This is a genomic window from Luteimonas saliphila, assembly GCF_016774335.1.
Lineage (GTDB): Bacteria > Pseudomonadota > Gammaproteobacteria > Xanthomonadales > Xanthomonadaceae > Luteimonas > Luteimonas saliphila.
Map to the genome: position 1 here is coordinate 150,002 of NZ_JAETWA010000026.1, position 22,681 is coordinate 172,682.

Genomic DNA, 22,681 nt, shown 5'->3' on the forward strand with positions numbered 1-22,681 from the left:
GCGCGTGCCGCGGGCCGCCCTGGCGCTGCTCGGACTGGTGTGCCTGGGCGTGCTGGTGGCGTGGTGGCTGCACCACTACGAGCGGGTCGAACGCACGGTGCCGTTGCCGCCGGCCGGCGAGGCCGCCTACAACCCGCTGTATGCGCTGCGGCGCGCGCTGCAGGCCGACGGCGTGGCGGTGGATTCGCGACAGCGGCTCGATCTGGCCGCGCACCCGCCTGACGCGCGCGACACGGTGCTGCTGCTCGGCGACCCGCGCACCCTCGCAGAACGCGAAGTCGACGCGTTGCTGACGTGGATGGATGCGGGCGGACACCTGATCGTGTCGACACCGCGCGGGCGCCGCCTGTCCGCGCCGCGGCCGTCCGACCTGCTGGCGCGGCTCGGCCTGGCGTTGCTGCCCGGCGCCGGCGGCTGCGAGGCCTTCCAGGTTCCGGGGCAGGAGCGGCACGTGGAATTCTGCGGCGGTACGCGCTTCACCCTGCAGGGCATCGATCCGCTGCTCTCGTGGGGCGACTTCGCCGACGGCTTCGTGTTCGCACGGCAGGCGTACGGGGCAGGCAGGGCCGACGTGCTGGCCTCGCTCGACTTCCTCGAGAACGACAAGCTGTCGGAAGCGCCGCACGCGGCGCTGGCGCGGCAACTGCTCGAACCCAACTACGGCCGCGGCACCATCCACCTCGTCTACGCCGCGAACGTGCCGCCCCTGTGGCGCCTGCTGCTGGAGCATGCGTGGATGGCATGGGCGCCGCTGCTGCTGGCGCTGCTGGCCTGGCTGTGGATGCGCCTGCAGCGGGTCGGTCCGGCGATGCCGCCGCCGGCACAGGCGCGGCGCTCGCTGCTCGAGCACGTGCAGGCCAGCGGCGAGCACCTGCGTCGCTACGGTCGTGCGTCGCTGCTGCACGCGGCGATGCGCGATGCCTTCCTCGACCGCCTGCGCCGACGCGACCCGTTCGCCGCGGCGCTGGACGGCGTCGCCCGCGCCGAGGCGATCGCCGCGCGCACCGGCCTGTCCGCACCCGACATCGAACACGCGCTGCGTTCCCCGCGCCCGCGCGACGGCAACGACTTCCGCCTGCGGGTGGCCCGACTCATCGAAATGAGAAGACGACTATGACCGAGAGCATCCCCGCCCCGACACCCATCACCGGCGACGCCCTCGCCGAACAGGTCGCGCGCGTGCGCGACGAGGTGGCGAAGGCCTTCATCGGCCAGGCCGACGTGCTCGACCAGATCCTGGTCGCGTTGCTGGCCGGCGGCCACGTGCTGGTCGAGGGCGTGCCCGGCCTCGGCAAGACCCTGCTGGTGCGGGCATTGGCGAGCGCGCTGGGATGCGGCTACGCGCGGGTGCAGTTCACGCCCGACCTGATGCCCAGCGACGTCAGCGGCCACGCAGTGTGGGACGTGCGCAGCGAGACCTTCACCGTGCGCCGTGGCCCGATCTTCACCAACCTGCTGCTGGCCGACGAGATCAACCGCGCGCCGGCCAAGACCCAGTCGGCGCTGCTCGAGGCGATGCAGGAGCAGCAGGTGACGATCGAAGGGCAGGGCTTCGCGCTGCCGCCGCCGTTCATGACCCTGGCGACCCAGAACCCCGTCGAGCAGGAAGGCACCTATCCGCTGCCGGAGGCGCAGCTCGACCGCTTCCTGCTCAAGGTGCTGATCGACTATCCCGCGCACGCCGACGAGGTGGCGATGGTGACCGCGGTCAGCGACGGCAGCGTCGCCGCCGGCTTCGACCTGTCCCAGGTGGCGCAGGTGCTCGACGCCGGCGCGATCGTGGCGCTGCAGCTGGGCACCGCGGCGACCACGCTCGATGCCGCGGTGATCGACTACGCGGTGCGCATCGCCGCCGCCACCCGCACCTGGCCGGGCATCGCGCTCGGCGCCGGGCCGCGCGGCAGCCTCGCGCTGGTGCGCGCGGCGCGTGCGCAGGCGGTGCTGTCGGGTCGCGGGTTCGTGACGCCCGACGACGTGCGCGAAGTCGCCAAGCCGGCATTGCGCCACCGCATCGCGCTGGCGCCGGAGCTGCAGATCGAGGGCCAGGATGCGGACCAGGTGCTGCAGGCGCTGCTGGCCAAGGTGGACGCGCCGCGCAAGTGAGCCCCACGCCCGTCCGCCGCCGTTTCCTGCCGCGCCCGGCGCCCGCGCTGGTCGCCTGCGCCGTGGTCTGGGGGTTGCTCGGCGCGGCGACCAGCATCGGCTGGCTGCCGGCGTGGGCGTGGACGATCGCGGGCGCTGCGCTGGCGACGCTGGCGCTCGCCGACCTCGTCGTGCTGTGGCGCAGCGGCGTGCCGGATGTCTCGCGCAGCGTGCCCGAGGCGTTGGCGCTGGGGATCGAGCGCGAGGTGCGGCTGCACCTGGAGCCGGGCGCGCGCGGCGTGCGCGTGGACGTGCACGACCTGCATCCCGGCGGCTGGGACGTGAGCGGCCTGCCGCGGCGCCTGGCGCTGGACCCAGGCCTGGTGTCGAGCGTCGGCTACCGGCTGCGGCCCAACGCGCGCGGCGCCTTCATGTTCGACGGCGTGCACCTGGTGCTGCATTCGCCGCTGCGGCTGTGGCGACGGCTGTGCCTGGCGGGCGCAGCACAGCGCGTGCGCGTGTTCCCGGACTTCGCGCCGCTGGCGAAGTTCGCGCTGGTCAGCGCCGAGCAGGCCTCGCGGATGATGGGCGCGCACGTGCGGCGCCGGCGCGGCGAGGGCACCGACTTCCACCAGATGCGCGAATACCGGGTCGGCGACAGCCTGCGCCAGATCGACTGGAAGGCGACCTCGCGCGCGCGCAAGCTCATCTCGCGCGAGTACCAGGACGAGAAGAACCAGCAGCTGGTGGTGGTGCTCGACACCGGCCGCCGCATGCTGGCGCGCGACCCGGCGCCCGCGAAGGCAGGCGACGCGCTGGCGCATTTCGACCACGCGCTCGACGCCTCGCTGCTGGTGGCCTACCTGGCGTTGCGCCAGGGCGACGCCGTCGGCCTGTTCGCGACCGGCGGCGAGCGTCGCTGGGTGCCGCCGCGACGCGGCATGGCCGCGATCGACACCCTGCTGCGCGCCAGCTACGACCTGCAGCCGCAGCCGGTGGCGACCGACTACCTCGCCGCCGCCACCGAACTGTCGCTGCGCCAGCGCCGTCGCGGCCTGCTGATGCTGGTGACCAACCTGCGCGACGAGGACATCGAAGACGTGCTGGCCGCGGTGCGCATGCTGCAGAAGCGGCACCTGGTAGTGGTGGCCTCGCTGCGCGAGCGCGCGCTCGACGAGGTGCTCGAGCAGGAGGTGCACGACATCTCCGCCGCCGTGCGCGCCGGCGCCACCGCGCGCTACCTCGCCCAGCGCGCCGCCGCGCACGACGCCCTGCGCCGCCATCGCGTGACGGTGCTGGACGTGACCGCGGCGCAGCTGCCCGCGGCGCTTGTCGAACGCTACCTGGCGATCAAGCGCGAAGGGTTGCTGTAGACGGGATCGACAGGCCGGTGGTGCGTGAAGCAGATTTCTCCCTTCGGTCGAAATGACAGGTATGGTTGCGAGGACAGGTGGGTCTAACGGAAGGGGTAGGTCGACGGACAGGTACGTCGACGGACTGGTCGAAAGGACAGGTCGGGGTTCAACGGTCAGGTTCGGTCGAAATGGCGGGATCAGGCGTTCCCCCTGTGTCATTTCGACCGGAGGGAGAAATCCCGCCCGCAGCCTGCTAGCGTCCGGATCGACGGAAAGGTTCAAGGAGGAACCGCATGCCCGGAGAGCACCGCTATTTCGTCTATATCCTCACCAACCGCACCCGCAAGGTCATGTACATCGGCATGACCAGCGATCTCGTCCGGCGGCTGCATGAACACCGCACGCACGCGGTCCCGGGATTCACGGCCAGGTATCGCGTGGACACGCTGGTCTACTTCGAGGAGACCAGCGACGTGCTCGCGGCGCTCGGGCGCGAGAAGCAGATCAAGAAGTGGCGACGCGAGAAGAAGGACGCGCTGGTGGCGTCGATGAATCCGGATTGGCGCAACCTGGGGCTGGATTTCTCCCTACGGTCGAAATGACAGTACCTACGGTCGAAATGACAGCGCCGGGCATTCCCGTCCCGTTTGTCATTTCGACCGAAGGGAGAAATCTCCTGTCAGCAGCCAGCAGCCAGCAGCGTCCGGCTCCGCATTATCAGCGCGATCGCCCCCGAACCGCCTTCAGTCCGCCGTCACCAGCGCCGCATGGCGTGCGTGCAGCTCTTCGTAGACCGCATCGGTGTGCGGGCGCACGCCGTGCCACAGGGCGAAGCTCTCCGCAGCCTGTTCGACCAGCATGCCGAGGCCGTCGATCGCCTCGTGCGCGCCGTTGGCGCGGGCCCAGGCCAGGAACGGGATCGCAGCCTCGCCGTAGCTCAGGTCGACCGCCGCGCTGCGCGAGCCCAGCAGCGACATCGGCAGGCGCGGGGTGCGCCCGTCGCGGCCGGCCGAAGTGGCGTTGATCAGCAGGCCGAACTCGCCGAGCGACGGCAGGTCGGCGAGGTAACGCGCATGCACGCGCCCGGGTTGGCCCAGGGTATCGGCCAGCGCGTCGGCGCGTTCGGGCGTGCGGTTGACGATGAACAGGTCGCCGATGCCGGCATCGAGCAGCGACGGCGCGATCCCGCGTGCGGCGCCGCCGGCACCGATCAGCAGGGTGCGGCGCTGGCGCAGGTCCAGGCCCCGGCGCTCGGTGAGGTCGCGCACCAGCCCGGCACCGTCGGTGTTGTCGCCGTGCCACTGGCCTTCGATGCGGGCCAGGGTGTTCACCGCGCCGGCGCGGCGCGCGCGTTCGGTGGTGGTCGCGCTCAGCGCGAAGGCCGATTCCTTCAGCGGCAGGGTCACGTTGGCGCCGACCCCGCCGGCCGCGGCGAAGGCCTCCAGCGCGTCGAAGAAGGTGTCGTGGGTCGCGTCGATCGCCTCGTAGCGCAGCGCGATCCCGGTCTGGCGGCCGAACGCGGCATGGATGTGCGGCGAAAGCGTGTGCGCGACGGGATGGCCGAAGACCGCGTACTGGCTGCTCATGACGCACCGATTCCCTTGCGTGGACCCCGGTCGGAGTCTACCCGGACCGCGGCCGCTTCAGCGCACCGTCCTGGTGTAGACGTGCTGGGTCTTGGCCCGTTCGTACCCGAGCGCGGGGTAGAACGCATGCGCCCCCTCGCGCGCGAGGCTCGCGCGGACCAGCACGCGGTCCACGCCGCGGCGCCGGGCCCAGGCCTCGACCGCGGCGACCAGCTGGGTGCCCATGCCGTGGCGGCGCGCGTCGGCATCGACCACCAGCGAAGTCAGCTCGACCCATTCGCCGAACGGCAGCAGGCGATGCTCGGCGGCGGCGAACCCGCAGGGCCCGGCGTCGCCTTCGGCGACGAACACCGCGTGGGTGGCGAGTTCGAGGATCCGCGCCATCCGCGACGGGAACGTCTCCGGATCGACCGTGCTGCCGAGCTGGGCGGCCAGCCCGGCGATGGCGGGGATGTCGGCGATGGCGGCGCGGCGGATCATGCGTCGGCCCGCAGCCAGCGCGCCGCGTCGAGTGCGTGGTAGCTCAGCACGCCGTCGGCGCCGGCGCGCTTGATCGACAGCAGCGCTTCCAGCGCGCAGGCGCGTTCGTCGAGCCAGCCGTTGCCGGCGGCGGCCTTGAGCATCGCGTACTCGCCGCTCACCTGGTAGGCGAACGTCGGCACGCCGAACGCCTCCTTCACCCGACGCACGATGTCGAGGTAGGGCAGCGCGGGCTTGACCATCACCATGTCCGCGCCCTCGTCGAGGTCGAGCGCGACCTCGCGCAGCGCCTCCTCGGCATTGGCCGGGTCCATCTGGTAGGTGGTCTTGTCGGCCTTGCCGAGCGCGGCGGCAGAGCCCACCGCGTCGCGGAACGGGCCGTAGAACGCGGAGGCGTACTTGGCCGCGTAGGCGAGGATGCGGGTGTGGACGTGGCCGTCGGCTTCCAGCGCGAGCCGGATCGCGCCGATGCGGCCGTCCATCATGTCGCTGGGCGCGACCACGTCGGCGCCGGCGCGCGCGTGCGACAGCGCCTGCTTCACCAGTGCGTCGACGGTGGCGTCGTTCATCACGTAGCCGTCGTCGTCGACCAGGCCGTCCTGGCCGTGCGAGGTGTAGGGATCGAGCGCGACGTCGGTGATCACGCCCAGCTGCGGGAAGCGCGCCTTGAGCGCGCGCACCGCGTGCTGGCACAGGCCCTCGTCGTCCCAGGCCGCGGCCGCGTCGAGCGACTTGGCCTCGGACGCGGTCACCGGGAACAGCGCCAGCGCCGGGATCCGCAGCTCGCTGGCGGACTCGGCCACCCGCAGCAGTTCGTCGATCGACAGCCGCTCGACGCCCGGCATCGACGGCACCGCGGCACGTCCGGTCGCGCCATGCACGAACACCGGGTAGATCAGGTCGTCGGCGCTGAGCGTGGTCTCGCGCATCAGCCGGCGCGAGAACGCGTCGCGGCGCATCCGCCGCAGGCGGGTATCGGGGTAGGCCATGGCGCGCATTCTACGCGCCGCCTCCGTTCGCCGCGGTGGACCGGAAGTCCCCGTCCAGGCGCACCCCCGGCCCATCAACCGGGGTCCTGCGCGCGAGGTCCTGCGCGGCGACCGCACGCGCCCCTTCCGCGCAAGCCGATGCGCCGGACCTTCGGCCTGTCGCACGCGATGGCGACGGTCGGACGTCGCCGGCCGGCAACGGCGCGCACGGCCGCGGGTGCGGGTGACGGTGCCCCGGCAGTGGTCCGCCGCTCGATTCGGCGGCTAGATCAGGCCGCCGCCCAGGCCCAGCCGCCAGATCGCCACGAAGATGACGATGCCGTTGATCACCAGCCCGGCCTTGGCCCGGCCGCGTCGCCCGGTGCGGGTGAACAGCAGGCCGATCGCAGCGAGGATCGCGCCCACCGCGGCGAAGGGAATCAGCAACCAGTTGGTGATGCCGACCAGCGGGATCAGCGCGAGGATCATCCAGATCATCGTCAAGATGCCCCAGACCAGGCTGATCATTCCCATGGTGTCCTCCTGTACCGGGCCGGATGGCCCACGCGTCGTAGACGGACCATGCGGCGCGGACGTGACCGTTGCAAGCGGCCGCGCCAGCGGCGGTGCCGGGCTGGCGCGACGCATCAGCCGGCGTCGTGCACGCCGTCGATCTCGATCGCCAGTTCGCGGCGGCAGATCGCGGCATGCAGGAGGATCCGCGGCACGCGGTCGCCGAAGCGGGCATCGAGCGCGGCGGCGACCAGCGGCAGGTCGTCGAGGTCGCGCACGTACACCTTCAGCCGGGTTCCGGCGCCGAACTGCGCGGGCATCGCGGGTTGGCGCGCGCGGGCTGCGCTGAGCAGGGCGTCGAAGTTGGCGAAGGTCTCGTCGAGCTGGGCCAGCAGTGCGCCCGCATGCTGCGAGGCGTGCCCGACCACGGCCGCGGTCCCCGACAGCAGCAGCGGCATCGCGCCGCCGGGCGGTGGCAGCATCGCGCGGGCGAAGCTCGGCGGCTGTGGCCCGTATTCGCGCGGATAGCGATAGGCGCTGACCTGGCGCGGATTCTCCACCGGCGTGCCCGGTTCGCGCGACGCAAGCCAGTAGATCTGGACGGTGCGGGCATCGTCGCAGCGCCCGATCGCGGTGGCCGCGGGCAGGGCGCTGGCGTCGAAGTCGCCCAGGCCGCGCGCGCGGCCGATGCAGAAGCGGCGGTAGCGCTCGGTATCGCCGTCGCCCAGGGTGATCGCGTCGAGGTAGTTCCAGACCCGCAGCAGGTGCGGGTAGTCGCTGCCGCCGACGAATCGCGTCAGCGTGCGGTACGCGTGTTCCGCGGCCAGCAGGATGCCGCTGTTGTCGCCGTCGCCGGTGTGGCCGGCCGGCTCGTCGACCTCGATCGCGCCGAACAGCAGCTGGCCGTCGCACGACCACGCGATCTCGCCGTCGCGCCCGCTGTCCACCGGCGCCAGCGCATGCCAGACCTCCACTTTCGCCTCGCCGTGCGGCTGCAGCGGCACCCGCAGGTAGCGCGGGTCGTCCAGGCGGGGCGCCTGCTCGCCGAAGCCGAGCACCGCCAGCACGTCGGCGCGTGACAGCAGTTCCGACACGCCGGCGGCGTCGACGTACTCCACGCGCAGGCGCGGCGGCAGGCGCGGCGGCAGCGGCGCGGGACGGCTCACGGGCTCCCCTCGTGCAGGGTGTCGCCGGCGAACGAGGCCCGGACCTGGCGGCGGCGGTCGCGCCAGCCGCGCAGCGCCCGTGGCGCGATCGCGACCGCGTTGAGCGCATACACCAGCCGGAACAGGTACAGCCGCCAGTGCACCCGGCGGTTGTCGAACACGTCGCCGGCCAGCATCGAGATCACCGCCTGCTCCAGCTGCCAGTCGTTGCGCGGCGCGGCGAACAGGCGCCGCATCACCGGCGTGTTGAAGCGATGGATGAACCAGCTGAAGTGGCGCAGGCCGCGTTCGAGCCGTGCCTGCATCGCCCGCTGCAGGGCGGCCTCGCGCGCGGGCTCGCGCAGCGCGCCGTCGACCACCGCGGCCGCCTGGCGCGCGCCGTCCATCGCCAGGTACACACCGGAGGAGAAGATCGGGTCGACGAAGGCGTAGGCATCGCCGACCAGGATCCAGCCGGGGCCGGCCATGCGCGTGGCGCCGTAGGAATAGTTGCCGGTGGCATGCACCGGCGCCACGCGCTGCGCGCCCTGCATCCGCGCCCACACCCCCGGATTGGACTGCAGGGTGCGCATCAGCAGGGTCTCGTTGTCGATGCGCCCGCCGCCGTCGTTGCGCTGCCGCAGGTATTCGGGGAAGCACACCGCGCCCACGCTCATGACGTCGTCGGGCAGCGGGATCAGCCAGAACCAGCCCTGGTCGAAGCGCGCGACGGTGATGTTGCCCGCGTCCGCGCCCGGGTGGCGGGCGACCCCGCGGAAATGGCTGAACAGCGCCGCCGACTGGTGCTTCGGATCCCTGCGCTTGAGCTTGCGGCTGTTGGCCAGGAAGGTGTCGCGGCCGCTGGCGTCGACCACGTAGCGCGGACGCCACTGCCGGCGCGCGCCGTCGGCAAGCACGGCCTCGACCCGGTCCGGGCGCCCGTGGTGGCCGAACGCCACCTCGACCACCCGCGCGCGTTCGCGTGCGTCGACCCCGCTGGCGCGCGCATGGTCGAACAGCAGCGCGTCGAACCGGTCGCGGCGCACGTGCACGGCGTAGTCGTGACCCGGCTCCAGCGCCCGGGTGAAATGGATGACGTGGTGCCCACCGTCCGCCTCCTGCAGCGGGAAGTCGGCGCCCGGCTTGTGCACCCCGATCGCGCGCACCTGCTCGAGCACCCCGAGCTCGGCGAGAATCGGCATGTTCATCGGCAACAGCGACTCGCCGATGTGGAAGCGCGGATGCGCGTCCTTTTCCAGCAGCACCACCCGCCAGCCGCGACGCGCCAGCAGGGTGGCCGCCGTGCTGCCGGCCGGGCCGCCGCCGACGACCACGACGTCGCAGTCCTCGGGTCCGGTCGGGATGCTGGCGGGCGGGTCGGGGCTGGCCATCCGGTTGCGTCTGGGCGGGCATGAACGGGTGCGCATGATAGCGGACGCCCGGCACCGGTCCGGCGGCGGGCGGAGCGGAGGCCGCACTTTCCTGAACGGACCGGCGCGCTTGCGAACGGCGACGCGATGCACGATGGTTGCGGGTCCTGTCCGAAGCCGCCGCTGCCATGCCCGAGCAAACCGATGCCGAACGCGAACTCGCCGAACTGCTGGTCGAGAGCCTGAACCTGGACGGGGTGGCCGCGGCCGACATCGATCCGGAGGCGCCGCTGTTCAATGCCGGGCTGGGGCTGGACTCGATCGACGCGCTGGAACTGGCGTTGGCGGTCAGCAAGCGCTATGGATTCCAGCTGCGTTCGGACAACGACGAGAACCGGCGCATCTTCGCTTCGCTGCGGGCGCTGTCCGGGCACGTCCAGCAGCACCGGACGACCTGACGACTTGATCCTCGCCCTGCAGATCGCGCTGGCGGTGGCCTACGCGTTGCTCGCGCACGGCGCCAGCGCGGGCGGCGACGCGCGCCTGGCGCTGGCGGCATTGCTGGTGCTGGTGGCGCTGGTGCTGGCGCCGCCGCTGCTGCGGCTGCGGCCGTGGGCGTTCGCGCTGGCGGCGGTGTCGTCCGCGGCGGCGTGGTGGCTGTACCGGCAGGGGCTGGCCACGCTGCCGCTGCTGGTGGTGCCGGTGGTGTTCGTGGCGCTGGTGGCCTGGGTGTTCGGGCGCAGCCTGCAGCGGGGGCGGGTGCCGCTGATCACCCGGATCGTGTCCGGGCTCGACGGCGTGCCGCCCGAGCGGTTACCGGCCGACGTGGCCGCCTATGCGCGCGGGCTGACCGCACTCTGGGCCGGGGTGCTGGTGCTGCTGGGGGTGGCCAACCTGGTCCTGGCGCTGATTGCCAGCCCCGGCGGGCTGCTGGCCCAGGTCGGCATCGCCTCGCCGTGGCCGATTACCCCCGAGCAATGGTCCTGGCTGGCGAACGTGCTGGGCTACGGCGTGGTCGGCGGGTTCTTCGTGCTCGAATTCCAGTGGCGGCGCTACCGGTTTCCCGAGCGCCACCATGGCTTCGTCGGTTTCCTGCGCCGTCTCGGCGGGCTGGGACCGGCGTTCTGGCGCGATTTCCTGCGATGAGCCCGCCGGATGCCCGGGCCGGGGCGGCTTCAGGCGGGCGTGCGCAGCCCGACGGTATCCTGTGCGACGAACAACCGGGGTCGATGTCCCGAAGGGACGCGGGACGTGCGGGGGCAGGACGCGTGATGTGGCGGCTGTACAACACCATCCAGTTCGCGTTCACGCTGGCCTGGACGGCGGGCTGGATCACGCTGGCGCTGCTGATGCGGCCGTTTTCGGGCCCGCAGGCGCGGCTGCCGCTGCGCATGGCCGCGCGCTGCTGGGCGCCGGGCCTGCTGTGGGGCGCCGGCGCGCGACTGCAGGTGGACGGGCAGGAGCGCGTCGACTGGTCCAGGCCCTGCCTGTTCGTCGCCAACCACCAGTCGGTGATCGACATCTGCGCGCTGTTCCGCGCGATTCCGGTGCCGCTGCGCTTCCTGCTCAAGGAGGAGATGAAGCAGGTGCCGTTCGTGGGCTGGTACGCCCGCGCCACCGGGATGCTGTTCATCGTCCGCGACAACGCGCGTGCCGGCGCGCTGTTCCGGCGCGAGGCGGCGGCGCTGCTGGCGCGGGGGCAGAGCCTGTGCCTGTTCCCCGAGGGCACCCGCAGCCGCAGCGGCGAGGTGGCGCCGTTCAAGGCCGGCTCGCTGCAGGCAGCGATCGACGCCGGGGTCGCCGTGGTGCCGGTGGCGCTGCACGGCGCCGGCCGGGTACTGCCGGTGGACGGCTTCTTCCGGGTGCGGCCGGGCACGATCCGGGTCCGCTTCGGCACCCCGCTGCCGGTGCGCGACGAGGGTCGGCCGGTGGCGCGCCAGGCGCTCGCCGACCGCGCGCAGGCGCAGGTGACGGCGATGCTGCGGGACCTGGAGTGAGCGGCATGGAATTCGTGATCGATCCCGGCCATCCCGCGCTGCCCGGGCATTTCCCCGGTCGCCCGGTGGTGCCGGGGGTGGTCGTGCTCGACCGCGTGATCGCAGCGATCGAACGCGCGGCCGGTCCGCTGCCGCCGCTGCGGCTGCCGCAGGTCAAGTTCCTGCAGCCGCTGCTACCGGGCGAGCGGGCGCGGATCGAGTTCGAACCCTCGGCACCGGCCCCGGCCGCGCGCTGGCGGTTCCGGGTGCTGCGCGGGGAGGCGACCATCGCCAGCGGCGAGATCGTCGCCGAGGCGGCGCCGGCGTGAGCGTGGACTGGAAACAGCGCCCCGAGGGCGGCGGCCGGGTCGCGCTGTGGCTGATCCGCGCGGTCGCCTGCCACGGCGGGCGCACGCTCGCGCGCCTGCTGCTGTACCCGACGACGCTGTATTTCCTGCTGCGGCGCGGCCCGGAACGCCGCGCCTCGATCGCCTTCCTCGACCGCGCGCTGGGCCGGCCGGCGCGGCTGCTCGACGGCGCCCGCCACGTGCACACCTTCGCCTCGACCATCCTCGATCGATTGTTCCTGCTCGATGGCAGGGAAAACCGCTTCCGCATCGACGTGCGCGGGATCGACGCGCTGGCGACGAAGGTCGATGAGGGCCGCGGCGTGTTGCTGTTCGGATCGCACCTGGGCAGCTTCGAAGCGATGCGCGCGCTCTCGCGCCATCGTCCCGGCCTGAAGCTGCGGGTGGTGCTGGACAAGGCGCACAGCAAGGCACTGACGCAGATGCTCGACGCGCTGGCCCCGGAGATCGCCGCCGGCGTGATCGACGCCAGCCAGGACGGCCCGGCGCTGATGCTGCAGATCCAGCAGGCCGCGGCGGAGGGCGCGCTGGTCGCGCTGCTGGTCGACCGCAGCCTGCCGGGGCAGCCGACGGTACAGGCGTCGTTCTTCGGCGAGCCGGCGCCGTTCCCGCTGGCGCCGTGGCAGATGGCGGCGGTGCTCAAGCTGCCGATCGTGCTCGGTTTCGGCCTGTATCGCGGCGGCAATCGCTACGAGCTGGTGTTCGAGCCCTGCAGCGACGGCATCGACCTGCCGCGTGGGCGCCGCAACGGGGCGCTCGGGGCGCTTATCCGCGGTTACGCCGCGCGGCTGGAACATCATGCCCGGCAGGCACCCTACAACTGGTTCAACTTCTACGACTTCTGGCATGTCGACCCATCCGCTCAACAACCCGAACCCGCCGCCTCCGGCGATCCGCAAGCGCTGGCGCTGGCTGCCGGCGTGCCTGCTCGCGATCGCGCCGTCGGCGTGGGCGCAGGCCGGCCCCGATAGCGATGCGATCCTGCGTGCGCTGGCGCGACCGGTGCCGGCGGCCACGCCGTTCGTCGAGGTGCGCGATTCGCCGATGCTGAAGAGCCCGCTGCGGCTGGAAGGCGAGTACCGCCGTCCCGATGCCGGCACCCTGGTGCGCGAAGTGCGCACGCCCTACGCCGAGACCACCACCCTCCGCGGCGACGAGGCGACGCTCGCCCGTGCCGGCAAGCCCGAACGCCGCTTCTCGCTGTCGCGCGCGCCCGAACTGGCGGCGCTGCAGAGCAGCTTCGGCGCGCTGCTGGCCGGCGATGCCACTGCCTTGCGCGAGCACTACACGCTCGACGCGCAGGGCACGCGCGAACGCTGGGCGCTGCGCCTGGTGCCGCGCGATCCGAAGCTCGCCGCGCGCCTGCGCGACCTGGTCCTGCACGGACGCGGCGACGAACTGCGCTGCATCGTGACCACGCCGGCGAAGGGCGATCCGCAGCGCACGCTGATGGCCTCGGCCGCGCAGGCCGCGACCCGCGCCGGCGACGCCGCCGACATCGCGGCGCTGTGCCGGAACGGCGATATCGCAGGATGAGCGCACGCGCGCGCCTGGGCTGGGCGCTGGCGTGGCTGGGCCTGTTGCTGGCCGCGGGTGCGTGGCTGTCGCAGTCGCTGACGTTCAGCGGCGACCTGCGCCGCTTCCTGCCCGACGCGCGCACGCCCGAACAGAAGCTGCTGATCGACGAACTCGGCGAAGGCCCGGGTTCGCGCCTGCTGCTGCTCGCCCTGTCCGGCGCCGACGTGGAAACCCTGGCCGCGCAGTCGCTGGCGATGCGCGACGCGCTCGCCATGGATGCGCGCTTCGTGTTCGTCGCCAACGGCGCCAGCGTCGGGCTCGAGGCGATCCCCGAGCGGCTGCGCCCGTATCGCTACCTGCTTTCGCCCACCCTCGACACCCAGCCGCTGGATGAGGAATTCCTGCGCGGCGAACTCGACGCGCGCGTGCAGGACCTGGGGTCGCCCGCCGCCGACCTGGTCGAGCCGCTGCTGGCCTCCGATCCGACGCTCGAGATGCTCAAGCTCGCCGAAGCCTGGCTGCCGGCGCACGCGCCGCAGATCCTGCACGAGGCGTGGTTCGATCGCGCCGGGGAGCAGGCCCTGCTGCTGGTCGAGACGCGCGCGGCCGGCTTCGATCCCGACGGCCAGCGCGAGGCCGTCGATGCGGTCGGGGCCGCGTTCGCCGCCGCGCGTGGCGACGCCTCGTCGGTGCTCGAAATCAGCGGCCCTGGCGCATTCGCCGACGAGATCGGCACGCGCACCGCGCGCGAGGCGCGCTGGATCGGCACAGTGGACAGCATCGGCCTGATTCTCCTGCTGCTGGTCGCCTACCGCAGCTGGAAGATCCCGCTGCTGGGCGTGCTGCCGCTGGCCAGCGCCGGCCTCGCCGGCCTGATCACGCTGGTGCTGCTGTTTGGCGACCGCGTGCACGGCATCACCATCGCCTTCGGTTTCACCCTGATCGGCGTGGTCCAGGACTATCCGATCCACTTCTTCAGCCACCAGCGCGCCGGCCTCTCGCCGTGGCGCAGCGTGCGCGCGCTGTGGCCGGCGCTGGCGACCGGCGTGGTCGCGACCTGTATCGCCTACCTGACCTTCCTGTTCTCGGGCGTCGATGGTCTGCGCCAGCTCGCGGTGTTCACCATCGTCGCGCTCGCCACCGCGGCGCTGTGCACGCGCTATGCGCTGCCCGGGCTGATCGATCCGGGACGGCGCGACATCGCGCACTCGCCGCGGCTGCAGGCCCTTTGGCAGTGGATCGAACGGCTGCCGCGCCCGCGCGGGTCGCTGCTGCTGGTCGCACTGGCGTCGCTGGCGGTGGTCGCATTCAGCCCGAGTGCGTTCTGGCAGAACGACCTGTCCAGGCTCACCCCCGTACCGGAACCGCTGCTGCAGCGCGACGCGCAACTGCGCGAGGAGCTCGGCGCGCCGGACGTGCGCTACGTGCTCACCCTGCAGGCGGCCGACGCGCAGGCCGCGCTGGCCGGCAGCGAGCGGCTGCGCCCCGCGCTCGATGAACTGGTGGCGCAGGGCGCGATCGACGGCTACGACCTGGCCGCGCGCTACCTGCCGAGCGCGGCGGTGCAGCGCGCGCGCCAACAGGCGCTGCCGGCGCCGGACGCGCTGCGCGAAGCGCTCGATGCCGCACTCGCCGATTCGCCGTTCCGCGGCGATGTCTTCGAGGACTTCGTCGCCGACGTCGCGGCCGCCCGCACCGCGCCGCCGCTGCAGCCGCGCGACCTCGACGGCTCGCCGCTCGCGACCAGCGTCGCCGGCCTGCTGATCGAGGGCGAGCGGCACGCGACCGCGCTGGTCTCGCTCAGCGGCCTGCAGGACGTCGCCGCGGTGGCGCGGGTCGCCGAGGCCCACGACGCGCGCCTGCTCGACATGAAGCAGGCGTCCGAGTCGCTGGTCGCCGACTACCGCACGCGCGTGCTGGGCGCGCTCGCCCTGGCCGCGCTGGCGCTGGTGGCGACGGTCTGGATCGCGCTGCGCGCGCCGGGACGCGTGGCGCGCGTGCTGCTGCCGATGGCGCTGACCACGCTGCTGGTGCTCGCGGTGCTGCGCGGGTCGGGGGTCGAGCTCAACCTGTTCCACCTGGTGTCGCTGATCCTCGCCGCCGGCCTCGGCCTCGACTACGCGCTGTTCTTCGAACATGCCGGCGAGGACCGCGACGACCAGCTGCGCACGCTGCACGCGGTGATCGTCTGCAGCCTGATGACCCTGCTGGTGTTCAGCCTGCTGGCGCTGTCGTCGATCCCGGTGCTGCGCGCGATCGGCAGCACGGTCGCGCTCGGGGTGCTGTTCAACTTCGTGCTGGCGCTGCTGGTCGCGCGTGCTCCCGTCGGCGCGGTTCCGGCGGAGATCCCCCCGCCTGGCGGCGAGTCCGCGGCTTCGGGGCGCGATCGCGGCTGAAGCCGCTCCTACAATCTGCAAGGGCGTCGGGGAGGATCGAAGGGCATGATCGGACGCGGGGAGATCGAGGCGCTGGTCCCGCACAAGCATGCGATGTGCCTGTGGGACGAAGTGCTGCACTGGGACGCGCAGCGCATCCGCCTGCGCGCGGCGAACCATCGCGATCGCACGCACCCGCTGCGCAGCGACGGCATGCTGCGCGCGCTGCACCTGGGCGAGTACGGCGCCCAGGCGATGGCGGTGCACGGCGGCCTGCTGGCGCGCGCCTCGGGCGGTGCGGCGCGGCCGGGCATGCTGGTGGCGCTGCGCGACCTGCGCCTGCATGTCGTGCGCATCGACGCGCTGCCCGGTGCGATCGAATGCGACGCCGAACAGCTCGCCGCGGGCGAGGCCAGCCAGCAGTACGCGTTCCGCATCCGCCACGACGACGTTGTGCTCGCCACGGGCCGCGCCACGGTGATGCTCGGCGCGTAGGCGCGCCGGGCAGCACGAGACTGCGCCGCTTGCGGATGACCGACACGCCGGGTTGACCGCAACGCCGCATAATCGGGCTTTCTCCCACTGGACATGAAATGAGACGAGCACTCGTCACCGGCGGCAGCGGCGACCTGGGCGGAGCGATCTGCCGGCGGCTCGCGGCCGGCCACTGGCACGTGATCGTGCACGCCAACGCCAACCGCGCCCGCGCCGAGGCGGTGGTGGCGCAGATCCGCGACTGCGGCGGCAGCGCCGAACCGATCGCGTTCGACGTCGCCGACGCCGAGGTCGCGGGCGCGGCCGTCGAGGGGCTGCTGGCCGGCGGCGCGATCCAGGCCGTGGTCAACAATGCCGGCATCCACGACGACGCGCCGATGGCGGGCATGTCCACGGAGCAGTGGCGGCGCGTGATCGATGTCTCGCTGCACGGGTTCTTCCACGTCACCCAGCCGCTGCTGTTGCCGATGGCGCGGATGCGCTGGGGTCGCATCGTCAGCGTATCGAGCGTGGCGGCCGTGCTCGGCAATCGCGGTCAGAGCAACTACGCCGCGGCGAAGGCCGCGCTGCACGGTGCGACCAAGTCGCTCGCGCGCGAGATGGGCTCGCGCGGCATCACCGCCAACGTGGTCGCCCCCGGGGTGATCGCCGGCGGCATGGCCGATGCCGCGTTTCCCGAGGAGCGGGTCAAGCAGGTGGTGCCCGCCGGGCGCGCCGGCACGCCGGACGAGGTCGCGGCCCTCGTCGCGTTCCTGTGCTCGGACGACGCCGGATACATCAACGGCCAGGTCGTCGGCATCGACGGTGGCATGAGCTGACCGCGCACCGCGCGGCGGGAGGCGATCCATGGCGAAGACGGCCAAGACCCGGCCGGAAGCGGCGAGCGTGGCCGGGTTCCTCGCCTCGTTGCCCGATGCGCAGCGCCGCGGCGATGCCGAAGCCGTGCTGCGGTTGATGCAGGCCGCCACCGGCTGCGAAGCGGTGATGTGGGGGGCGGGCATCGTCGGTTTCGACCGCTACCGCTACCGGTACGACAGCGGCCACGAAGGCGAAGCGCCGATCGTCGTTCTCGCCGCGCAGGCAGGCGCTGGTGCTGTACGTCATGTCCGGCTTCGCCGGGTACGACGCGCGCTGGCCAGGTTGGGCCGGCACTCGACCGGCAAGTCCTGCCTGTACCTCAAGCGGCTGTCCGATGTGGATGTGGGTGTGCTGGAGGAACTGGTGCGGGCCTCGGTGGCGGAGATGCGCCGTCGCCACCCCGGGTGAGGCGCCGCGACGCCGGATCGCGCGCCGTTCACGAAGACGGGCGGATCATGGCCCGATTCCAACGGGAGTCGCCGCCATGCGCCGCTTCGCCATCCCAGGCCTGCTCGCCGCCATCGTGCTGCTGGCCGCCTGCTCCACCTCGCACGTGCTCACCGGGACCCCGCGTCCGCCGATCGACCCGGCGCAGGTGCGCCTGTACTACGGCCCGCCGGCCGGCGGCTTCGAGGAGATCGCGCGTCTGGAAGTCCAGAGCGGCGCGTTCACCTACGGCGAACAGAACAAGACCGAATCGGTGCTGCGCAAGCTCCGCGAACAGGCCGCGCGCCTCGGCGCCAACGGCATCCTGTTCCAGGGCACGGCCGACGGCCACGGCGGTGGCGGCGTCAGCGTCGGCGGCGGCGGTGGCCGCGTCGGCGGCAGCAGCTTCTCGGGCGTCGGGGTCGGCGTGAACATCTCGCCGCAGCAGAAGTACGCCAACGGCATCGCGATTTGGGTGCCGAACCCGCCGCCGGTCGAAGCGGCCCCCGAGGCGCCTGCCACGCCCGCGACGCCGTAGGTCCTTGCGCGCGCGCCGCGTGCGCGGCACGCCCGTCAAGCGCCTGCGAGGCGGGATATCAGGCGGCCTCGCCCTGTTGCGCGTACCAGTCGAGCGACAGTGAGGCGGCTCCGGCCGGGCGGCCGGCGAGCAGCGCGTCGAGGCCGAAGTCGTCGATGGCCGGGTGGTCGGCGCGCGCGCGCTGCAGCAGTTCCGCTGCAAGGGCATGCATGCGCGCGACGTTGTCGCCGATGCGGGCGAGGAACGCCGGGGTGTCGAGCGTGTCGGACAGGGCCCGGTTCATGTCGCGGAACCAGTCGATGCGGAACTGGTCGAGCAGGCGCGGGGACGGGGTCTCGCGGCCCTCGTTGCGCCGCCCCCATTCGCGCAGCAGCGGCTGCATCGCCAGGTTCAGCGCGCTGGCCTGCTCGAACAGCGGGCGCAGGCGGCCCAGAGTGGCGAGGTCGGTCAGCCGGCCGGCGAAGAACAGCGGCGCCAGCAGCGACCAGTAGTAGGTGTAGTCCCAGATCACCTTCAGCGGCATGACCCGCTCGTCGCCGAACAGCGGGTACTGGTCCTGGTACAGGGGCAGGGTGTTCTCGTAGAAGGACAGGTACAGCTGCTCGTAGAGCGCGACGTAGGGCTCGAACGCGTTGCCGGCCGCGTCCTTCGCGATCAGGTCGCAGAGATAGGTGTTGCAGATCGCGATGAAGTCGCTGCCGGGCGAGTAGAACGGATCCAGGAACACGCCGGCCTCGCCCGTCGTGGCCCAGCGCCGGGTGGAGAACACCTGCCTGGCGCCGTAGGAGAAGTGCCGCAGGAACAGGAAATCCTGCAGGGCGTGTTCGCCCTGGTCGAGGCCGGCGGCCACCTGTGGCTGGTGCCGGCGCAGCCAGTCCATCGCCTTGGCGTGGGTGTTCATCGTCTCCAGCGGATGCATCTTCGCGTCGCAGACGATGCCCAGCGAATGCGCGCCGCAGGCCAGCGGGATCAGCCAGAACCAGTAGCCGGGCCCGCACATGTGGTTGGTCGAGCGCCAGCGGTCGGGCGGATCGCAGCGCTGCAGCCAGGCCGGGTCGCAGGACCACGTGTTCGGGTCGACGAAGCCGTCGACCCGCCACCACACCGCGTTGGCATCGTGGTCGTTGGGCATCGCCAGGTCGAGCTTGCGCTTGAGCAGGCCGGCGCGGCCGCTGGCGTCCACCACCCAGCGGCAGTGCAGCGCTTGCGTCGCGTCTTCCTGCTCGATCGTCACCACGTGTGCTTCGTCGCCTTCCGCAAGCTCGAGCCCGCGCACCACCGCGCCGTCGCGGAAATCGACGCCGAGTGCGCGGACGCGCTCGCCGAGGAAGTTCTCGAAACGGCCGCGGTCGATCTGCCACGAGGGCGTCGGCAGCAGCTGGCTCACGCCCAGTTCGGTGCAGTCGTCGATCGCATGGCTGCCCTCGGAGAAGAAGAAGCGGAAGCCGAACTTGCGGATCTGCTCGGTTTCCAGGTGTTCGCGCAGTCCGAGCACGTCGGCGAAGTAATGCGCGCCGATCTCGACCGTGGACTCGCCGACCTTGAACGCGCCCTCGCGCACCGGGTGCCCGCGGCGCTCGACGACGGTCACCGACAGCGACGGCACGGATTGGCGCAGCTGCAGCGCCAGGGTCAGGCCGGCCAGACCGCCACCGAGGATGGCGACGTCGGTGCGGAGCGCGGGGAGTCGGGACATGGCGCCTCGTGGGCGGCGGGCGGGGACTGCGAGACTACCGCACGCGACCGGCGAGGGCGTTCACGGCCGCACCGGTCGCATCGACCGATGCGTCCGGGTCGAAGATCACCGGCGGCCGCGCGCGCGCGCGCCGGTACTGGCGCAGCAGGTGGCCCTGCGCGACCACCTGGCCGACCACGTGGGCGGTGATGCGGTAGAGGTCGCGGAACAGGCGGAAGTGGCTGTGGCGGAACTGCTCGTCCGATCCCGCGACCGCGTAGCGCGTTTCCACCGGCACCGAGACCACGCCGTAGCCGAGCCGGCGCGCCGCCGAGATCAGGATCTGCGCCTCGAACACGAAGCCCTCGCCGGGCACGTCGCCGAGCGCGACCACCGGAGCCGGATACAGCCGCTGCCCGCTCTGGCTGTCGAGCAGGCGGAAGCCGCAGGCCCAGGCGATGCCCCAGTCGCCGAAGTCGTTGCCCAGACGGCGGTACCAGGGCTGGGTGTCGCGCTTGCGCAGGCGCGCGCCGTTGACGACGTTGCGCGGACGCGCGTTCGCCGCGGCGATCAGGCGCGGGATGTCCGCGGCACGGTGCTGGCCGTCGCCGTCCATCGTGACCACTGCGGCCATGCCGCGCCGCAACGCCTCGGCAAAGCCGGTGCGCAGCGCCTGGCCCTTGCCCGAGCGGTGCGGATGGCGCAGCAGGGTCGCCGGCAGCGCGGACACGATCGCGGCGGTGTCGTCGTCGGAGCCGTCGTCGACCACGATCACCAAGTCGGCATGCGCCAGCGCTTCCTCGACCACGCCGCGGATGCGCAGCGCCTCGTCGAGCGCCGGGATCACCACCGCCACGTTGCCGCGATGCAGGGTCGGTTGCTCAGCCATGCGCGATGTCCAGCGCCAGCGAGCGGCCCGGTCCGGCGGGCAGCATCGCGTGGAGCCCGCCGCCCGCCAATGCGTCGAACAGCGGCAGCATCGGCGCCATCGCATTGGCCTGCGCGCGCATGGCCAGCGGGCCGCTGCCCGTGGCCGCGTCGCCGTCGCGCAGGGCCGCCGACAGGCGCGGCCCGGCGCCGTCGCGCGTGAGTACCAGGGCCGCACCGAGCAGGCCTTCGCTGCGGGTCATCGTCGACAGCAGGCCGGACGCGGACGTGTCGTAGCCGACCAGCAGCACCGCCTCGGCGTCGGTCGCCAGCTGCACCATCGCCTCGAGCAGCCCCTGCGCGAAGGTGGCGCGATACGCGCTGATCGCGGTGGTCGTGCGCATGCAGCCGCTGCCGATGGTCCAGTAGCCGGCGGCGGCGTTGTGCACCGAGTTATGGAACTTCGTCGGCGAGATCTCGGTGGGCGCGCGCGCCAGCGTTTCGCACATGTAATCCATGATCCCCAGGTCGCCGTGGGTCGAGGCGAACACCGAGGGCAGCGTCGCGGGATCGCGCGCGGCGTCGCGGCAGGCGGCCAGCGCGACCTCGAGCGCGACCAGCACCGACGGCGGCGCGCGACGGCGCTCGTTCGGTGCGAGCAGCTGCGGTGCCGGCCGCGTCGCCGGCTCCTGCGGCAGCGCACGGCCGGTCGTGAAAGCGCGCGCGGCCGCCCAGTCGGGCAGGCCATCGCTCCAGTAGCCGATGCCGGCGATGCTCGCGGACAGCACGCTCACGCGTCGCCGCCTCTGCCGAACACCAGCGAGCAGTTGTTGCCGCCGAAGCCGAACGAATTGTTCATCGCGAACGCGATCGCGCGCTGCGCATTGTCGAAGCGGATCTGCGGACCGCAGCCGGGATCGGGCGCGGCGCTGTTGAGGATGCCCGGCAACAGCCCGTCGCGCAGCGCGAGCAGCGCGAACACCGACTCGACGATGCCCGCGGCGCCGAGCGTGTGCCCGGTCCAGCCCTTGGTCGAACTCGCGTGCAGCGTGTCCGGGAACATGTCGGCCACCGCACGCGCCTCGATCGCATCGTTGGCCGGCGTCGAGGTGCCGTGCAGGTTGAGGTAGCCGACCTGCGCGGCGTCGATGCCTGCGCGCGCCAGCGCATCGCGCATCGCCAGGCTCGCACCCAGGCCCTGCGGATGCGGAGCGGACATGTGGTGCGCATCGCTGGATTCGCCGTAGCCGCGCAGTTGCAGCGGCGCGTCCTCGCCGGACGCCAGCCGTTCGAGCACGGCAAAGCCGCCGGCCTCGCCCAGCGACAGTCCGTCGCGTTCCGCGTCGAACGGCCGGCACGGCTGCGCCGATACCAGGCCGAGCGCGTTGAAGCCGAACAGCACGCTGCCGCACAGCGTGTCCACGCCGCCGACCAGCGCCGCGTCGACGACGCCGGTGTGGATCAGCCGCGCCGCCTGCGCGAACACCTTGGCGCTCGACGAGCATGCGGTGGCCACCGTCACGCACGGCCCGCGCAGGCCGGTGGCGTGCTGCAGGAAGTCGCCCAGCGAATGCGGGGTGTGCACGATCGACCGCTGCAGGTCGGCGGGCATGCACGGCGAGCCGCCGGCGTCGGTGCCGGCGCGGGCGTAGCCTTCCTCGCTGGCACCGATGCTGGAGGTCGAGGTGCCGACGACCAGCGCGATCCGCTCCGCGCCATGGCGCTTCTCCAGCGCCGCCAGCGCCGCCAGCACGCCGTCGTGCTGCAGCGCCAGCCAGGCGAGGCGGTTGTTGCGGCACTCCCACTTCGCCAGGGCGGAGGGCAGGGGGCTGTCCTCGAGGCCGTCGACGCGTCCGATCCAGGTCGGCAGTGGCGATGCGCCGAAATCGTTGCGACGCAGTCCGCCGCGCCGGGCAGCCAGCGCCGCGGCCTGCGCCGCAGTCCCCCGGCCCACCGCCGTGGTGGCGGTGAACGCACGCAGGGCGACTGGGGGCATCGGGGGCGGCGGGGACGGCTGGGGCACGCAAGGGGTCCGGGTCGGGGGCGCCGAGTATAGCGAGGCGCCGGTGAGGCTAGACTTCGCATT

Annotated in this window: 25 protein-coding genes; 15 read left to right on the forward strand and 10 right to left on the reverse strand. The window is 72.6% G+C overall.

The annotated features are described in order from the left end of the window. Window positions 1–4 precede the first annotated feature (4 nt). The 4 genes from JMO03_RS06440 to JMO03_RS06455 all read left to right on the forward strand — a co-directional run bounded on the left by JMO03_RS06440 (window position 5) and on the right by JMO03_RS06455 (window position 4,039). On the forward strand, window positions 5–1,117 hold the full coding sequence (locus JMO03_RS06440) for a DUF4350 domain-containing protein (RefSeq protein WP_337926371.1): 1,113 nt from the start codon (window positions 5–7) through the stop codon (window positions 1,115–1,117). Next, on the forward strand, window positions 1,114–2,103 hold the full coding sequence (locus JMO03_RS06445; RefSeq protein ID WP_202841655.1) for an AAA family ATPase: 990 nt from the start codon (window positions 1,114–1,116) through the stop codon (window positions 2,101–2,103). The genes JMO03_RS06440 and JMO03_RS06445 overlap by 4 nt, the downstream gene beginning before the upstream one ends. Continuing rightward, window positions 2,100–3,455, forward strand: a complete 1,356-nt coding sequence (locus tag JMO03_RS06450) for a DUF58 domain-containing protein (protein WP_337926372.1) — start codon at window positions 2,100–2,102, stop codon at window positions 3,453–3,455. Before JMO03_RS06445 ends, JMO03_RS06450 begins: the two co-directional genes overlap by 4 nt. A 275-nt stretch (window positions 3,456–3,730) precedes the next feature. Continuing rightward, window positions 3,731–4,039 carry a GIY-YIG nuclease family protein gene (locus tag JMO03_RS06455; RefSeq protein WP_202841656.1) on the forward strand — a complete coding sequence of 103 codons (309 nt, stop codon included), beginning with the start codon at window positions 3,731–3,733 and terminating at the stop codon, window positions 4,037–4,039. Between the two features lie 141 nt (window positions 4,040–4,180). Here JMO03_RS06455 and aroE read toward each other — a convergent pair whose 3' ends face one another. From aroE to JMO03_RS06485, 6 genes are all read right to left on the reverse strand, one after another. Beyond that, entirely contained in the window at window positions 4,181–5,023 is an 843-nt protein-coding gene (gene aroE / locus JMO03_RS06460) for a shikimate dehydrogenase (RefSeq protein ID WP_202841658.1), read from the reverse strand. A 57-nt stretch (window positions 5,024–5,080) separates the two neighbouring features. Continuing rightward, a complete protein-coding gene (locus JMO03_RS06465; protein ID WP_202841660.1) occupies window positions 5,081–5,503 on the reverse strand; it encodes a GNAT family N-acetyltransferase in 423 nt (140 codons plus the stop codon). Beyond that, window positions 5,500–6,492: a porphobilinogen synthase gene (gene hemB / locus JMO03_RS06470; protein WP_202841662.1), complete on the reverse strand. Its 993-nt coding sequence runs from the start codon at window positions 6,490–6,492 to the stop codon at window positions 5,500–5,502. Before hemB ends, JMO03_RS06465 begins: the two co-directional genes overlap by 4 nt. 264 nt (window positions 6,493–6,756) lie before the next feature. Continuing rightward, window positions 6,757–7,005: a hypothetical protein gene (locus tag JMO03_RS06475; protein ID WP_425491799.1), complete on the reverse strand. Its 249-nt coding sequence runs from the start codon at window positions 7,003–7,005 to the stop codon at window positions 6,757–6,759. Between the two features lie 113 nt (window positions 7,006–7,118). After that, entirely contained in the window at window positions 7,119–8,150 is a 1,032-nt protein-coding gene (locus tag JMO03_RS06480; protein WP_202841664.1) for a chorismate transformation FkbO/Hyg5 family protein, read from the reverse strand. After that, window positions 8,147–9,520, reverse strand: a complete 1,374-nt coding sequence (locus tag JMO03_RS06485; RefSeq protein WP_202841671.1) for an NAD(P)/FAD-dependent oxidoreductase — start codon at window positions 9,518–9,520, stop codon at window positions 8,147–8,149. Before JMO03_RS06485 ends, JMO03_RS06480 begins: the two co-directional genes overlap by 4 nt. 167 nt (window positions 9,521–9,687) lie before the next feature. Here JMO03_RS06485 and JMO03_RS06490 point away from each other — a divergent pair, with 167 nt between their 5' ends. From JMO03_RS06490 to JMO03_RS06540, 11 genes are all read left to right on the forward strand, one after another. Beyond that, complete coding sequence (locus JMO03_RS06490; RefSeq protein WP_202841673.1) at window positions 9,688–9,957, forward strand: phosphopantetheine-binding protein; 270 nt, start codon at window positions 9,688–9,690, stop codon at window positions 9,955–9,957. A 4-nt stretch (window positions 9,958–9,961) separates the two neighbouring features. Continuing rightward, window positions 9,962–10,645 (forward strand): ketosynthase, encoded by a 684-nt coding sequence (locus JMO03_RS06495; RefSeq protein ID WP_238345943.1) that lies wholly within the window; start codon window positions 9,962–9,964, stop codon window positions 10,643–10,645. Between the two features lie 83 nt (window positions 10,646–10,728). Next, window positions 10,729–11,496 (forward strand): lysophospholipid acyltransferase family protein, encoded by a 768-nt coding sequence (locus tag JMO03_RS06500; RefSeq protein WP_202841675.1) that lies wholly within the window; start codon window positions 10,729–10,731, stop codon window positions 11,494–11,496. A 5-nt stretch (window positions 11,497–11,501) separates the two neighbouring features. Then, window positions 11,502–11,804 (forward strand): ApeI family dehydratase, encoded by a 303-nt coding sequence (locus JMO03_RS06505; protein ID WP_202841677.1) that lies wholly within the window; start codon window positions 11,502–11,504, stop codon window positions 11,802–11,804. After that, the gene (locus JMO03_RS06510) at window positions 11,801–12,814 is read left to right on the forward strand and encodes an LpxL/LpxP family acyltransferase (RefSeq protein ID WP_202841679.1); all 1,014 of its coding nucleotides are present in this window, start codon (window positions 11,801–11,803) and stop codon (window positions 12,812–12,814) included. Before JMO03_RS06505 ends, JMO03_RS06510 begins: the two co-directional genes overlap by 4 nt. Next, window positions 12,735–13,379 (forward strand): LolA-related protein, encoded by a 645-nt coding sequence (locus JMO03_RS06515; protein WP_202841814.1) that lies wholly within the window; start codon window positions 12,735–12,737, stop codon window positions 13,377–13,379. Before JMO03_RS06510 ends, JMO03_RS06515 begins: the two co-directional genes overlap by 80 nt. Beyond that, window positions 13,376–15,757, forward strand: a complete 2,382-nt coding sequence (locus tag JMO03_RS06520; protein ID WP_202841687.1) for an MMPL family transporter — start codon at window positions 13,376–13,378, stop codon at window positions 15,755–15,757. The genes JMO03_RS06515 and JMO03_RS06520 overlap by 4 nt, the downstream gene beginning before the upstream one ends. 45 nt (window positions 15,758–15,802) lie before the next feature. Continuing rightward, entirely contained in the window at window positions 15,803–16,231 is a 429-nt protein-coding gene (locus tag JMO03_RS06525; protein WP_202841689.1) for a hotdog family protein, read from the forward strand. A gap of 98 nt (window positions 16,232–16,329) precedes the next feature. Continuing rightward, the gene (gene fabG, locus JMO03_RS06530; protein WP_202841691.1) at window positions 16,330–17,049 is read left to right on the forward strand and encodes a 3-oxoacyl-ACP reductase FabG; all 720 of its coding nucleotides are present in this window, start codon (window positions 16,330–16,332) and stop codon (window positions 17,047–17,049) included. A gap of 28 nt (window positions 17,050–17,077) precedes the next feature. Continuing rightward, complete coding sequence (locus JMO03_RS06535; RefSeq protein WP_202841693.1) at window positions 17,078–17,497, forward strand: DUF1801 domain-containing protein; 420 nt, start codon at window positions 17,078–17,080, stop codon at window positions 17,495–17,497. 76 nt (window positions 17,498–17,573) lie between these two features. After that, entirely contained in the window at window positions 17,574–18,053 is a 480-nt protein-coding gene (locus tag JMO03_RS06540) for a hypothetical protein (RefSeq protein ID WP_202841695.1), read from the forward strand. Between the two features lie 58 nt (window positions 18,054–18,111). Here the strand turns inward: JMO03_RS06540 and JMO03_RS06545 are convergent, their stop codons facing one another. From JMO03_RS06545 to JMO03_RS06560, 4 genes are read right to left on the reverse strand one after another with little or no spacing between them, the layout of a single operon-like run. Beyond that, complete coding sequence (locus JMO03_RS06545) at window positions 18,112–19,749, reverse strand: NAD(P)/FAD-dependent oxidoreductase (protein ID WP_202841703.1); 1,638 nt, start codon at window positions 19,747–19,749, stop codon at window positions 18,112–18,114. 34 nt (window positions 19,750–19,783) lie between these two features. Further along, window positions 19,784–20,617, reverse strand: a complete 834-nt coding sequence (locus JMO03_RS06550) for a glycosyltransferase family 2 protein (protein ID WP_202841705.1) — start codon at window positions 20,615–20,617, stop codon at window positions 19,784–19,786. After that, on the reverse strand, window positions 20,610–21,383 hold the full coding sequence (locus JMO03_RS06555; protein ID WP_202841816.1) for a beta-ketoacyl synthase chain length factor: 774 nt from the start codon (window positions 21,381–21,383) through the stop codon (window positions 20,610–20,612). The genes JMO03_RS06550 and JMO03_RS06555 overlap by 8 nt, the downstream gene beginning before the upstream one ends. A 2-nt stretch (window positions 21,384–21,385) precedes the next feature. Then, the gene (locus tag JMO03_RS06560) at window positions 21,386–22,591 is read right to left on the reverse strand and encodes a beta-ketoacyl-[acyl-carrier-protein] synthase family protein (protein ID WP_202841707.1); all 1,206 of its coding nucleotides are present in this window, start codon (window positions 22,589–22,591) and stop codon (window positions 21,386–21,388) included. Between the last annotated feature and the right edge of the window lie 90 nt (window positions 22,592–22,681).

Bases quoted from the DNA above. Each gene is read 5' to 3' on its own strand.
- JMO03_RS06445 (WP_202841655.1), top strand. From the start codon at position 1,114: ATGACCGAGAGCATCCCCGCCCCGACACCCATCACCGGCGACGCCCTC.
- JMO03_RS06455 (WP_202841656.1), top strand. From the start codon at position 3,731: ATGCCCGGAGAGCACCGCTATTTCGTCTATATCCTCACCAACCGCACC.
- aroE (WP_202841658.1), bottom strand. From the start codon at position 5,023: ATGAGCAGCCAGTACGCGGTCTTCGGCCATCCCGTCGCGCACACGCTT.
- JMO03_RS06465 (WP_202841660.1), bottom strand. From the start codon at position 5,503: ATGATCCGCCGCGCCGCCATCGCCGACATCCCCGCCATCGCCGGGCTG.
- hemB (WP_202841662.1), bottom strand. From the start codon at position 6,492: ATGGCCTACCCCGATACCCGCCTGCGGCGGATGCGCCGCGACGCGTTC.
- JMO03_RS06475 (WP_425491799.1), bottom strand. From the start codon at position 7,005: ATGGGAATGATCAGCCTGGTCTGGGGCATCTTGACGATGATCTGGATG.
- JMO03_RS06485 (WP_202841671.1), bottom strand. From the start codon at position 9,520: ATGGCCAGCCCCGACCCGCCCGCCAGCATCCCGACCGGACCCGAGGAC.
- JMO03_RS06490 (WP_202841673.1), top strand. From the start codon at position 9,688: ATGCCCGAGCAAACCGATGCCGAACGCGAACTCGCCGAACTGCTGGTC.
- JMO03_RS06500 (WP_202841675.1), top strand. From the start codon at position 10,729: ATGTCCCGAAGGGACGCGGGACGTGCGGGGGCAGGACGCGTGATGTGG.
- JMO03_RS06505 (WP_202841677.1), top strand. From the start codon at position 11,502: ATGGAATTCGTGATCGATCCCGGCCATCCCGCGCTGCCCGGGCATTTC.
- JMO03_RS06520 (WP_202841687.1), top strand. From the start codon at position 13,376: ATGAGCGCACGCGCGCGCCTGGGCTGGGCGCTGGCGTGGCTGGGCCTG.
- JMO03_RS06525 (WP_202841689.1), top strand. From the start codon at position 15,803: ATGATCGGACGCGGGGAGATCGAGGCGCTGGTCCCGCACAAGCATGCG.
- fabG (WP_202841691.1), top strand. From the start codon at position 16,330: ATGAGACGAGCACTCGTCACCGGCGGCAGCGGCGACCTGGGCGGAGCG.
- JMO03_RS06535 (WP_202841693.1), top strand. From the start codon at position 17,078: ATGGCGAAGACGGCCAAGACCCGGCCGGAAGCGGCGAGCGTGGCCGGG.
- JMO03_RS06540 (WP_202841695.1), top strand. From the start codon at position 17,574: ATGCGCCGCTTCGCCATCCCAGGCCTGCTCGCCGCCATCGTGCTGCTG.
- JMO03_RS06545 (WP_202841703.1), bottom strand. From the start codon at position 19,749: ATGTCCCGACTCCCCGCGCTCCGCACCGACGTCGCCATCCTCGGTGGC.
- JMO03_RS06550 (WP_202841705.1), bottom strand. From the start codon at position 20,617: ATGGCTGAGCAACCGACCCTGCATCGCGGCAACGTGGCGGTGGTGATC.
- JMO03_RS06560 (WP_202841707.1), bottom strand. From the start codon at position 22,591: ATGCCCCCAGTCGCCCTGCGTGCGTTCACCGCCACCACGGCGGTGGGC.